The sequence below is a fragment of the Psychroserpens mesophilus genome (assembly GCF_050617655.1).
GTDB classification, from domain to species: Bacteria; Bacteroidota; Bacteroidia; order Flavobacteriales; family Flavobacteriaceae; genus Psychroserpens; species Psychroserpens mesophilus_A.
In genome coordinates, this window is the sequence record NZ_JBODQC010000005.1 from 37902 (window position 1) to 51066 (window position 13165).

Consider the following 13165-nt stretch of genomic DNA (forward strand, 5'->3'; position numbering starts at 1 on the left):
TAATAAGTTATCATTTTTACCAAATTCATATAAAAACAAGCTGTAAATTATATACAATTTAAAAAGCACCACTCTTTTATGCGATTTTAGAACCACACAAATGAATTTAAGCTTCCATATATTCTTCAATAGGAGCACAGGTACAAATTAAATTTCTGTCTCCATAGGCATCATCAACACGACGAACACTAGGCCAGAACTTATTATCTCTAACGTAATCCAGTGGAAAAGCTGCTTGCTGACGAGTATAAGGAAGTAACCATTCGTCATCAGTTATCATACTCATAGTATGAGGAGCATTTTTTAGTACGTTGTTAGTGTCATCTTTAGACACGTTATCAATTTCATGTCGTATAGAAATCATAGCGTCGCAAAAACGATCCATTTCTTGTTTGCTTTCACTTTCTGTAGGTTCAATCATCATAGTTCCTGTAACAGGGAATGATACGGTTGGAGCATGAAATCCATAGTCCATCAAACGTTTTGCAATATCAACAACTTCGATACCATTTGCTTTAAAAGGTCTACAGTCGATAATCATTTCATGCGCAGCACGTCCAAGTTCTCCAGAATACAAGGTTTCATAAGCACCTTTCAAACGTTTTTTAATATAATTGGCATTGAGAATTGCAATTTCTGTGGAACGTTTCAATCCAGATGCACCTAACATTTTGATATATCCATAAGATATTAAACAAGCTAAAGAAGATCCGAAAGGAGCTGCTGAAATTGCAGAGATAGCTTGTTCTCCTCCAGTTTTAATCAGTGGATTACTAGGTAAAAATGGAACTAACTGTTTCGCAACGCAAATAGGTCCAACACCTGGTCCACCACCACCATGAGGAATGGCAAATGTTTTATGTAAATTAAGGTGACAAACATCTGCGCCAATATTTCCAGGATTTGTTAATCCTACTTGTGCATTCATGTTTGCTCCATCCATATAAACCTGACCACCATTATCGTGAATAATTTTAGTGATATCTCTTATTGAAGCTTCATAAACACCATGTGTTGAAGGGTAAGTTACCATTAGAGCTGCAAGATTATCTTTGTGTAATTCTGCTTTTTCTCTTAAATCATCAACATCAATATTTCCTTTTTCGGTAGATTTAGTAACAATTACTTTCATTCCTGCCATAACAGCACTTGCTGGATTTGTTCCGTGAGCAGACGATGGAATGATACAAATATTTCTGTGATGATCACCTCTGGATTCGTGATAAGCACGTATCACCATTAATCCAGCAAACTCACCTTGTGCTCCAGAATTAGGTTGTAACGAAGTGCCTGCAAAACCTGTAATTTCTGTAAGTTGATCTTCTAACGCCTTTAAAACAATCTGATAACCTTTAGCTTGCTCTAGAGGTACAAATGGGTGTATTTTTCCCCATTTAAACCAGCTTAAAGGTAACATTTCAGATGCAGCATTAAGTTTCATAGTGCATGAACCTAATGAAATCATCGAATGATTTAATGCTAAATCCTTGCGCTCTAAATATTTGATATAACGCATTAATTCAGTTTCAGAATGATAGGAATTAAAGACAGGCTCTTCTAAAAATGTAGATTGACGTTTAAGTTGACTGTTGATTTTATTTTCTTCAGAAACTTCAGTTATTTCAATAGTTTCTTTGGTTGCTGCTTTAGCAAAAACAGAAACTATTGTATTGAGTTGTTGAAGCGTTGTAGGTTCATTTATTGATATAACAACTTCTTTATCACTAGGATAGTAGAAGTTCATTTTTTTACTTTCAGCTTCAGTTTTAATGAGTTTAGCATCAGCTTTGATGTGAAGTGTATCAAAAAAAGAAGTGTTAGTTTGATCAAATCCTAATTTTTGAATTGCATTTGATAATGCGACTGTCTTATTATGAATGTTATTTGCAATAAATTCTAAACCTTTTGGTCCATGATAAACACTGTACATACCAGCCATTACAGCCAGTAGTACCTGGGCAGTACAAATGTTAGATGTTGCTTTGTCACGTTTGATGTGTTGCTCACGCGTTTGTAAAGCCATGCGTAGAGCTCTGTTTCCGTTTGCATCTTTGGTGACACCAATAATACGACCAGGAATATCTCTTTTATAAGCATCTTTTGTGGCAAAATAAGCAGCATGTGGTCCACCATAACCCATAGGAATTCCAAAACGTTGTGTTGTACCAACCACAACATCTGCACCAAATTTACCTGGAGCTTCAAGTTTAATTAAACTCATGATATCTGCTGCAACAGCTACTTTTATATGAGAAGCGTTTGCTTTTTCAATAAAAGATTTGATATCAGTGACCTGGCCATATTTTCCTGGATATTGTAAAATAGCAGCGAAAAAATCTTCAGAAAAATCAAATTCTTCTTCTTTTCCAACAACCAGTTCAATACCAATAGGAGTAGCTCTTGTTTGTAGTAATGATAGGGTCTGAGGAAGAACATCTTCAGAAACAAAAAATTTATTTATACCAGCTTTCTTCTGATCTCTTTCTCTTACAGCAAACAGCAAACTCATAGCTTCAGCTGCTGCAGTACTTTCATCTAAAAGAGATGCATTTGCTAATTCCATTCCAGTTAAATCAGTAACCATGGTTTGGAAATTCAGTAAAGCCTCTAAACGACCTTGTGCAATTTCAGCCTGATAAGGTGTGTAAGCTGTATACCAACCTGGATTTTCTAAAATATTACGTTGAATAACAGCAGGCATGATGGTTGGATGATATCCTATACCAATATAAGTGTTGAATACTTTATTTTTCTTTGAAAGATTATAAATATGAAGCAAATATTCTTGCTCGCTCATTGGTTCGTCTAAATCTAAATCTGATTTTAAACGAATACCATCAGGAATGGTTTCATGGATTAATTGCTCCAAAGAGTCTACACCAATCGTTTGTAGCATCTGTTTTTGATCCGCTTCTCTTGGACCAATGTGACGAAGTGAAAAATCTGCTGTATTCATTTACTGTTTAAATTGAATTAAATTTTTTTGCAAAATTAAGCAATTATTGACCTTTAATCGTTAACGAAAATGAAACTTTTCAACCATTTGATTCGGTTATTAACAGTTTAGCTATTTTTGTGTTATGCGTGCATTAAAAACAGTGTTTGATTTTTATATCAATAGTAGTATTCATGTGGCTTTGGCTGTAGTAGCACTCACATGTATTACCTGTCTGGAATTTGATGTTTCCATAGATTTAAATTTATTGGGATTTATCTGGTTTGCTTCTGTAACTGGGTATAATTTTGTCAAGTATTTTGGATTGGCAAAATTTCATCATAGAAGTTTGTCAAGTAAGCTAAAATTTATTCAGGTGTTTTCGTTAATTTGCTTTGTATGTATGTGTGTTTTTGCCTTACGATTAAACACGAGTTCTCTAATTGCAATTTCCGTTTTTGGAATGGTGACGTTTTTATATGCGATTCCTTTATTGCCTAGTCGCTTTTTTATAGATCAAAAGAAAAAATTGCGAAGTATTAGCGGACTAAAAATATACATTATTGCATTTGTTTGGTCTGGAGTTACAGTGTTTTTACCTTTAATCAATAATGAGCTTGAAATACATGACGACATTATTATTAGTGGAACTCAGCGTTTTATTTTTGTTGTGGTATTGATGTTGCCATTCGAAATTAGAGATTTAAATTATGACAGTTTAAAATTATCAACAATTCCACAACGCATAGGAGTGAGGCAAACAAAAGTCGCTGGATTATTCCTGTCACTATTGTTATTGATTTTAGAATATTTTAAGGATAACATCAATTTAAGTCACGTCCTATCTTTGACAGGAATTGTGTTTGTAACACTAATGTTTTTAAAATATTCAAGTCAGCAACAAGGAAAATACTATAGTGCATTTTGGGTAGAAAGTTTGCCAGTCTGGTGGCTAATGTTAATGTTGGTGTTTAGCTAATTCTTGTTCAAAAGCAGATTTTAAGCTTGCTTTTGCTTTGACATCCATAACCACAGGTTCTTTAGTTACCAATTTTGTGAGTTTTGAATTATTCTTTGTGTATTTTCTGCAAGCAATGCAATAAATTAAATGAATGTTTAATTTTATTTTTTCCCAAAGGCTAGCTTCCTTGTATTGTGTTTTATCACAAACATGATTTGCTTCATTACAAGGAATTATAATTTTATAACTCATAGTTAAAACCAATTTTTTTCAAGACAGCTTGCCATAGCTACTCTGGCTCTATGGATAATTACCCATAGGTTAGACGCAGTAATATTTAATTCATTACAAATGGCTTCTGTTTCGTAGTTTAAAATTGTTTTCATTTCGAAAACTTGGGCTTGTTTTTCGGGTAGTTTCCCTAAGCAGTTTTCAATAGCTCTACCTAATTCGGTGTTTTCAATAGTGTCTTCAGCAGTTTTATCAAAAGGATCTGCTACACGTTCTTCAAGCCAGTCTCCTTCACTATCATCAGAATGATAACTCATTCTAACTTCAGCTTTACCTTTTTTGGAATTAATCTTACGATAGTAATCAATTATTTTTCGTTTCAAAATAGAAATCAGCCAGGTGCGTTCACTCGCTTCACCTTTAAAGTTCTTCATAGATTTTAAACCAGCAACAAACGTGTCCTGAATTAAATCTTTAGCAATTTCCCTATCATTTACACGTGAAATGGTATAATTAAAGAGATAATCGGAATAAAGATTTATCCACTGATTGGGATCTATAACATGTTTAGGCATATCTTTTTCTGAAGTTTTTATTTCAAAAATAAGCTAAAATTGCGACATATTTGAATGCTTCTTAAATTCTGTAAGGATGGTTATTTCGTAGCGGTAATAATATAATAGCCAAAACTTTTCATATGTAATCCTGAAAGTAGAGCATAAAATGATCCTTTAAGGTTATGCAAACTCTCTCTTTTTAAAGAAGTATTTCTCCATAATGTCTTTAATGCAAATCCGATTATGGCAAATGGAACATGAAATACAGATGGTGCAACTCTAAATGAGATGTTTTCTGTTTTTACGTTCGAAAATCCAGTTTGTAGTAGTTTCTGCTTGTAGTGGTCTATGTGTTCTAGTTTATCTAAACTCCAATGGTTGCATAGTCTTTTGTAGGCAAAATGACTTCCTGGACATAACTGAGAAACTTCTTTTTTTAGGAATGCATCTGCAATGACTAATTTGCCTTTAGGTTTTAAAATTCTAAACGCTTCCTGTATTGATTTTATATCATGACCAGAATGGCAAAAGCTTTCAATAGCTACAGCACTATCAAATGAATCAGAGGTAAACGAAGTTTCGTTATAATTCTCTTTTACGATTATACCATTTTTTCCTTTCAGTAATTCGTTACCTTGTTTGAGCTGAAATTCAGAAACAGTCACTCCGTAGGCAATTAGGTGTTTAAATTCGTTTAGGGCATAACGCATTGTTGCTCCCATGCCACAACCTAAATCTATTAATCGGTGTTTTTTTGAATTAATTTTTAAACGCTTCATGACTTGATTATTCATTTCATTAAGCATTGAATCTCTTTTAAAGAGATTGGTCTTAAACAGCCTGAAATATCCAAAATGCATGTTGTAATCTTTACTCCAGAACTTGTAGTCTTCTGTAGCTTCATTATAGAAATCAATCATTTCTATGTTGTTGAAGTCTTGTTGATTTAAATGTGATATGTTAATTGATTTCATAATTATAATTTTATAATGTTTCGTTTTAAAAAGTATTATTGATGAATACTAAAGTGTATACGACAGCAAACAAAACAAAAAGAGTATTCATGCCATAGCTACCTATTTTGAATATTTTCTTTTTTGGAATGTCATACATAGGATAATATGCAATTTGAGTAGCAACTTTTCCAACCCAATACGCAGCAATCAATCCTGTTATTGCAATTGCTAAATGTGATTCGTTTTTTAAATCGTTTGGTAACACAATAGAGATTAATCCAAATGAAAAGTTTAAACCTTGAATGTATCTGCCATAGGTTTTGGCAATTTCCTGATTTAAAGGTTTTAATTGTTTTACGTCATGATACCAATCAAATACTTGATGTCTGATATATGGATAAATAAGAGCGGTGAAAATTTGGCCGCATCCTCCTATAATGATTAGCCAGTTTGGAATTTGAATATTCATAATTTTATAAGTTTTAAACTTTCAGAAAAAATTGAAAGTATGATTTAAATTTTTTTATTTGATGAGTTTGATTAAAGATTTTGTAATCCAGTTTTGTTTTTGACTGACTAATTTGTTAATCATTGTATCTGCATTTAATGTTAAATCATGCAATGCCTTAGTTTGTTTTATGAGTTCTTTCGTTTTTTCGGTACCATCATCTTTAATTGATGATACATCGTTTAATACCTTTATGACTGGTTGAATTTCTCTTCTGCTGCGTTCTTTTGCGATAATTCTTGTGAGTTCTTGTACATCTTTTTCAGTTGTAAAATAGTCTTTGCGTTCACCAGGAATTAATTCTTTGGTTACAATTCCCCAATCCATTAGCTGACGCAAATTCATGCTAGTATTTCCGCGAGATATTTGAAGTTCTGCCATAATATCTTCCATAGATAATGGTTGTGTAGAAATAAAAAGCAAAGCTTGAATCTGAGCCATAGCCTTATTTATTCCCCAAAGCGAACCCAAACTTCCCCAGGTACTTACAAATTTTATTTTAGCGTCTTCGTAATTCATAAGACAAATATATATAAAACATTTTAAACTTTCAATAATTATTGAAAGTTTATTTTGTACGTTATAAGTTTAGAAGATTAGATTCCGTCTACATTTATTTCTTTATCAATCCAGCACGTTTTAGCAAAGCGTCAGGACGAGGTTCTTTTCCTCTGAAACGTTTGTATAAAATCATTGGATCTTCAATGCCTCCTTGAGACAATACATGATCTTTAAACTTCTTAGCTACGTCTTTATTAAAGACACCTTTCTCTAAAAAGTATTCGAAAGCATCTGCGTCTAAAACTTCGGCCCATTTATAACTGTAATATCCAGAACTGTAACCGCCTTGAAAAATATGAGAAAATGATGTACTCATGCAATTTTCAGTAACATCAGGATAAAGTTTGGTGTTTTCAAAAGCTTCGTTTTCATGCTGTTTTACAGACGTAATCGAACTTGGATCTTGTCCATGCCATGCCATGTCTAATAATCCGAAACTAATTTGTCTCAATGTTTGCATTCCTTCTTGGAAGGTTGCTGAAGCTTTTATTTTTTCAATTAATTCCATAGGAAGAACTTCTCCAGTTTCATAATGCGTAGCAAATAATTCTAAGGCTTCTTTTTCATAACACCAGTTCTCTAATACCTGGCTTGGCAATTCTACAAAATCCCAAAATACACTTGTGCCTGATAAACTTGGATAGGTTGTATTGGCAAGCATACCATGAAGTGCATGTCCAAATTCATGAAACAATGTTGTTACTTCATTAAAAGTAAGCAGCGAAGGTTTACTTTTTGTTGGCTTCGTAAAATTACAAACAATAGAAATATGAGGTCTGCTATTTTCGTTATTCTTAATGTATTGTGGTTTATAGACGGTCATCCATGCACCATTTCGTTTTCCTGGTCTCGGAAAAAAATCAGCATAAAAAATAGATATTAAATTTCCTTTTGTGTCTGTGACTTTATAGGTTAAAACGTCCTGATGATACTTGTCAATCGTGTTAATTTCTTCAAATTTTAAATCATACAAACGTTCGGCAATTGTAAATGCACCATCAATTACATGTTCTAATTTGAAATAAGGTTTTAATTGTTCGTCATCTAAACTGAATAATTTTTGCTTTAATTTTTCAGAATAATATGAACCATCCCATTTCTGAAGAATATCAATGCCATCTATATCTTTAGCAAACGCGTCTAAATTTTTAAATTCACGTTCAGCAGCAGGTTTTGCTTTTTCTAAAAGTTCATTCAAAAAATGTTCGACTTTTTCTGGTGTTTTAGCCATTCGCTCTTCCAATACAAAATGGGCATGTGTTTTATAACCTAAAAGATTAGCACGTTCATGTCTTAAATTGGCAATTTGTAAAACATTCTTTTGGTTGTCATAAGTGTCACCTTTAAAAGCTTTAGCTCCTGAAGCAATTGCTAATTGTTTTCTGAGTTCACGATTGTCGGCATAAGTCATAAATGGAATATAACTCGGATAATCCAAAGTGATTAGCCAACCGTCTTTACCTTTAGCTTCGGCTAATTGTTGAGCCGCTTCTTTTGCGCCTTCAGGCAATCCAGCTAAATCATCTTCATTAGTTGTATGAAGTTCGTAAGCATTCGTTTCAGCTAGTACATTTTCACCAAACTTGAGTTTTAGCTGACTTAATTTTTTGTCAATTTCACGAAGACGTGATTTTTTATCTTCGGGCAGGTTTGCTCCATTTCTGGAAAATCCTTTGTATTTTTTATCGAGAAGTGTCTTTTGTTCAGTGTTTAAATCTAAATTCTCTTTACTGTCATATATCGCTTTGACACGTTTAAAAAGGGTTTCGTTTAAAGTAATATCATTACTAAACTCTGAGAGAAGTGGAGAGACTTCTTGAGCAATCTTTTGAATGGTGTCATTTGTTTCTGCACTGTTGAGATTAAAAAAAATACTAGAAATCCGATCTAATTGTTCACCAGAAAAATCTAAAGCTTCAATGGTATTTTCAAAAGTTGGTGGTTCAGAGTTATTGGTGATGGAGTCAATTTCTGCTTTAGCTTCTTTAATTGCATGTAAAAAAGCAGGTAAATAATCTTCATCTTTAATTTTTGAAAAAGGAGCAGTTTGGTATAAGGTGTCAAAAGAAGTGTTTAAAATTGTCATTTAGTTTGGTGAATTTTTAGAATAAATACTTAATTAGTGGTAATTATCTTACGAAAATGCAAATTGTGAATTACTTTGTTTATTAATTATCATAACTTTATGAAAATATGATAAAATATATTTTAGTTTTGTCTTTATTATTTTAAAAGGAGTTAACCAACTCTATACAAATAATTGATTAATAGCTCTAAAACCTCGTTTATACACGAGGTTTTTTTATGATAAATCTTTAGAAGATGCAATCACTTTTGTTTTTAAACTTTCTTTGTAATCTATTATTGTATTTAGAACTGTTTTGTCTGAAGCTCCAATAATTTGAGCTGCAAGTATACCAGCGTTTTTTGCGCCATTTAAAGCAACTGTTGCAACAGGAACTCCTCCAGGCATCTGTAAAATAGATAGAACCGAATCCCAGCCATCTATAGAGTTACTGCTTTTAACAGGAACACCAATAACTGGTAAAGGCGATAATGAAGCCACCATTCCTGGTAAATGTGCAGCACCTCCAGCACCAGCAATGATAACATTAATTCCTCTTTTATGTGCGTTTTTGCTGAAATCGAATAGTTTTTCTGGAGTTCTATGTGCAGAAACGATATCAACTTCCACCTCTATTTTGAATTCTTTTAAAATATCAATAGCATCTTGCATAACCGGAAGATCACTTTTGCTTCCCATAATAATTGCTACTTTTTGCATAAACTTAATTTTTTTGCCTCGAGAACAGTCGAGAGATTATTTTATATTAATAAGTACCGAATTCGCTCAAACTGACATTATTTACTTATAACTTTTATAGTATTTTTTACAACTTCAGCAGTCTGTCTTGCTTTATTTAAATCTTTATTAACAATGGTTACATGTCCCATTTTACGAAAAGGTCTCGTTTGCTTTTTTCCATAAATGTGAGGTGTCACACCATCCAGTTTCATGATATCTTCTAAGTGTTCGTAAACCACATCTCCAGTATAACCTTCAGCGCCAACAAGGTTGACCATGATGCCTCCAACTTTACTTTGGGTTTGACCTAACGGTAAATTTAAAATGGCACGAATATGCTGTTCAAATTGAGATGTGTAACTGGCTTCAATAGTTTGATGACCTGAGTTATGTGGTCTTGGAGCAACTTCATTAACTAAAATTTTATCATCTTGTGTTTGAAACATTTCAACAGCTAATAATCCAACATGATTAAATGCTTGTGAAACCTTTAAAGCAATATCTGTCGCTTTATTTGCTACAGTATCATCTATTCGAGCCGGACAAATCACGTATTCTACCTGATTCGCTTCTGGATGAAATTCCATTTCAACAACAGGATAGGTTTTAATGTCACCAGTTTCATTCCTTGCGACGATAACCGCTAACTCATGTTTAAAAGGGATTAAATCTTCAGCAATACATTCTCCTTTTGGTAAATTATCTAAATCAGAAAGTTGTCTCACTACTTTTACACCATTACCATCATAGCCAAATTGAGCTGCTTTCCATACAAACGGAAATTCTAATCCACCATTATCAACAGCATCCTCTATTTCAGACAGGTAAGCAAATCTTGTAAATTCTGAAGTTGGAATTTGATGATCTCTGTAAAATAATTTTTGAGTTGCTTTATTCTGAATGGTTCGTAATGTTTTTGATGATGGATATACTTTTTTACCTTTTTTTTCTAGAGCTTCAAGTGCATCAACGTTTACATTTTCAATTTCAAAAGTTAAAACATCGACTTGTTTTCCAAAGTTATAGACATCATCATAATTCATTAAATCACCCTTAATAAATGTATCACAAGCAATTTTACAAGGCGCATCAGCACTAGCATCCATTACATAAGTCGTAATGTCAAATTTTCTTGTCGTGTAAAGCATCATTTTACCTAACTGACCACCACCAAGAATACCGAGTTTAAAATTTGAAGAAAAATAGTTCATAATTAATTTAAGTAAAAACGTAAATTTCAATTTTGAATTACAAAAATACATTATAAAATAGAAAGCTATTGCAAAAATGGAATTCAAAAAATCGGTAATCGACAATCTATTGATTATCTTTGTTTTTTTTAAAACCAAAACAAGTGATTAAGCTCAACGATTTATATTTTAAACCTTTTATTTCTGAAGAAAAAATAGATGCTGCAGTACAGAAAATGGTTGATAAAATTGCTCATGATCTTCAAGATGTAGTACCTGTGTTTGTTGGCATTTTAAATGGTTCATTCATGTTTGTGAGTGATTTTGTGAAAAAATATCCAAAACCATGCGAAGTGACCTTTATCAAGTTGGCATCTTATGAAGGTATAAAATCTTCTGAAGATATCCAGAGACTAATCGGCTTAACTCAAGACTTGTCTGGGAGAAAAGTTGTCATCCTTGAAGATATTATAGATTCTGGAAACACATTGGAAGAAGTGCATCGTATCTTTAAAAATGAAAATGTAGATGAACTCAAAATTGCGACATTGTTTTATAAACCTGAAGCTTATAAAAAAGATTTTAAATTACATTATGTAGGTCTCGAAATACCAAATAAATTCATAGTAGGTTATGGATTGGATTATAATGGCTTAGGACGAGATCTGCCCGAAATATATCAATTAAAAACAACACAACACATGACCAATTTAGTGCTATTTGGACCTCCAGGTGCAGGTAAAGGAACACAAGCAGAATTTTTAAAAGAGAAATACAATTTAGTTCACATTTCTACAGGAGATGTGTTTCGATTTAATATAAAAAATGAAACGGCTTTAGGAATGCTTGCTAAGTCTTTTATGGATAAAGGAGAACTGGTTCCAGATCAAGTCACTATTGATATGCTAAACGCTGAAGTAGAAAAAAATGCTGATGCAAAAGGCTTTATTTTTGACGGTTTTCCCAGAACAAATGCACAAGCCGAAGCACTCGATAACTTAATGGATTCTAAAGACTCTCAGATTAATGCGATGATTGCTTTAGAAGTTGATGATGAAGTTTTAGTCGGACGATTACTAGAACGAGGAAAAACAAGTGGCAGAAAAGACGATGCTAACGAAACTGTCATCAGAAACAGAATTACAGAATACTATAAAAAAACAGCTGTTCTAAAAGACTATTACTCAGCACAAGATAAATATTTCGGTGTGGATGGCGTCGGAAGTATCAGTGAAATCACTGAGCGGCTAAACAAGGTAATCGATAATCTATAGTTAAGGCGTTTATTCGTTTGTTGTTTAGGTTGTAATGAATCTTCATCAACTAAAACAACTCCATAACTTAACAAATTAACAAACAACATGACTGAAGGAAATTTTGTCGATTACGTGAAAATGCACGTGTCTTCTGGTAAAGGCGGACAAGGTTCTGCGCATTTGCATCGCGAAAAATATATTGAAAAAGGTGGTCCAGATGGTGGAGATGGTGGACGAGGAGGTCATATTATTATTCGTGGTAATGAAAACCTTTGGACCCTGTTACACCTTAAATTTAAACGACACGCCAGAGCTGGTCATGGTGAACATGGAAGCAAAAGTAGAAGTACAGGAGCTGATGGCGAAGATGTCTATCTCGATGTGCCCTTAGGAACGGTTGTAAAAGATACTGAAACCGATGACGTCCTTTTTGAAATCACAGATAATAACGAAGAACAGATTGTAGCTAAAGGAGGACGTGGCGGACTGGGAAACTGGCATTTTAAAAGTTCTACCAATCAAACACCACGTTATGCACAACCAGGAGAACCTCTGGAAGAAAAACATATAACTCTTGAACTTAAAGTTTTAGCTGATGTTGGTCTGGTTGGATTTCCAAATGCTGGAAAATCGACCTTGCTATCTGTTGTGAGTGCTGCTAAACCTAAAATTGCAGATTATGAGTTTACAACGCTTAAGCCAAACTTAGGTATTGTAGAATATCGTGATTTTCAAACCTTTGTCATGGCAGATATTCCTGGAATTATTGAAGGTGCTGCCGAAGGAAAAGGGCTTGGTCACTACTTTTTACGTCATATCGAGCGCAATTCTATTTTACTGTTTTTAATTCCTGCAGATGCTAAAGATATCAGGAAACAATACGATATTTTATTAGATGAGCTTAAACGTTACAATCCTGAAATGCTGGATAAGGAACGCATGATTGCCATTTCAAAAAGTGACATGCTCGATGAAGAACTTCAAGCAGAAATGAAGGTGGAATTAGATAAAACTTTGCCTATCGAATATATGTTTATCTCTTCTGTAGCACAAAAGGGCATTACGCAGTTAAAAGATAAACTCTGGAAAATGCTTAATGATTAATTTTTGGGCGTTACCCTAAAGGGTCAGGCTTTTCGTTGCAATCTTTTTTTGCAAAAAAGGATTTTCTCTGCAATCCTTAACGCAAAAATCGATAAAACTT

Annotated in this window: 12 protein-coding genes; 3 read left to right on the forward strand and 9 right to left on the reverse strand. The window is 33.3% G+C overall.

Annotated elements, in window-relative coordinates; all coding sequences use genetic code 11:
* Nucleotides 1-106 precede the first annotated feature (106 nt).
* Nucleotides 107-2956 (reverse strand): aminomethyl-transferring glycine dehydrogenase, encoded by a 2850-nt coding sequence (gene gcvP, locus ACRHNM_RS10335; RefSeq protein ID WP_431136286.1) that lies wholly within the window; start codon nucleotides 2954-2956, stop codon nucleotides 107-109.
* Between the two features lie 124 nt (nucleotides 2957-3080).
* On the opposite strand from gcvP, the gene ACRHNM_RS10340 reads away from it, so the two are divergent.
* Nucleotides 3081-3914: a hypothetical protein gene (locus ACRHNM_RS10340; RefSeq protein WP_431136288.1), complete on the forward strand. Its 834-nt coding sequence runs from the start codon at nucleotides 3081-3083 to the stop codon at nucleotides 3912-3914.
* Here the strand turns inward: ACRHNM_RS10340 and ACRHNM_RS10345 are convergent.
* The 8 genes from ACRHNM_RS10345 to ACRHNM_RS10380 all read right to left on the reverse strand — a co-directional run bounded on the left by ACRHNM_RS10345 (nucleotide 3894) and on the right by ACRHNM_RS10380 (nucleotide 10726).
* On the reverse strand, nucleotides 3894-4148 hold the full coding sequence (locus tag ACRHNM_RS10345; protein ID WP_431136290.1) for a hypothetical protein: 255 nt from the start codon (nucleotides 4146-4148) through the stop codon (nucleotides 3894-3896). The genes ACRHNM_RS10340 and ACRHNM_RS10345 overlap by 21 nt on opposite strands.
* Nucleotides 4149-4150: 2 nt before the next feature.
* The gene (locus ACRHNM_RS10350; RefSeq protein WP_431136292.1) at nucleotides 4151-4702 is read right to left on the reverse strand and encodes a sigma-70 family RNA polymerase sigma factor; all 552 of its coding nucleotides are present in this window, start codon (nucleotides 4700-4702) and stop codon (nucleotides 4151-4153) included.
* A gap of 80 nt (nucleotides 4703-4782) precedes the next feature.
* The gene (locus ACRHNM_RS10355) at nucleotides 4783-5658 is read right to left on the reverse strand and encodes an SAM-dependent methyltransferase (protein ID WP_431136294.1); all 876 of its coding nucleotides are present in this window, start codon (nucleotides 5656-5658) and stop codon (nucleotides 4783-4785) included.
* A gap of 25 nt (nucleotides 5659-5683) precedes the next feature.
* Nucleotides 5684-6109: a hypothetical protein gene (locus tag ACRHNM_RS10360; protein ID WP_431136296.1), complete on the reverse strand. Its 426-nt coding sequence runs from the start codon at nucleotides 6107-6109 to the stop codon at nucleotides 5684-5686.
* Nucleotides 6110-6163: 54 nt separating this feature from the next.
* Nucleotides 6164-6667 carry a GbsR/MarR family transcriptional regulator gene (locus ACRHNM_RS10365; protein WP_431136298.1) on the reverse strand — a complete coding sequence of 168 codons (504 nt, stop codon included), beginning with the start codon at nucleotides 6665-6667 and terminating at the stop codon, nucleotides 6164-6166.
* Nucleotides 6668-6761: 94 nt separating this feature from the next.
* Nucleotides 6762-8795: a M3 family metallopeptidase gene (locus ACRHNM_RS10370; RefSeq protein ID WP_431136300.1), complete on the reverse strand. Its 2034-nt coding sequence runs from the start codon at nucleotides 8793-8795 to the stop codon at nucleotides 6762-6764.
* Between the two features lie 216 nt (nucleotides 8796-9011).
* Entirely contained in the window at nucleotides 9012-9494 is a 483-nt protein-coding gene (purE, locus tag ACRHNM_RS10375; protein ID WP_431136302.1) for a 5-(carboxyamino)imidazole ribonucleotide mutase, read from the reverse strand.
* Nucleotides 9495-9571: 77 nt separating this feature from the next.
* Complete coding sequence (locus ACRHNM_RS10380; RefSeq protein ID WP_431136304.1) at nucleotides 9572-10726, reverse strand: 5-(carboxyamino)imidazole ribonucleotide synthase; 1155 nt, start codon at nucleotides 10724-10726, stop codon at nucleotides 9572-9574.
* A gap of 143 nt (nucleotides 10727-10869) precedes the next feature.
* Here ACRHNM_RS10380 and ACRHNM_RS10385 point away from each other — a divergent pair, with 143 nt between their 5' ends.
* Nucleotides 10870-11979 carry an adenylate kinase gene (locus tag ACRHNM_RS10385; protein WP_431136305.1) on the forward strand — a complete coding sequence of 370 codons (1110 nt, stop codon included), beginning with the start codon at nucleotides 10870-10872 and terminating at the stop codon, nucleotides 11977-11979.
* An 87-nt stretch (nucleotides 11980-12066) separates the two neighbouring features.
* On the forward strand, nucleotides 12067-13065 hold the full coding sequence (gene obgE, locus ACRHNM_RS10390) for a GTPase ObgE (RefSeq protein ID WP_431136307.1): 999 nt from the start codon (nucleotides 12067-12069) through the stop codon (nucleotides 13063-13065).
* Nucleotides 13066-13165 lie beyond the last annotated feature (100 nt).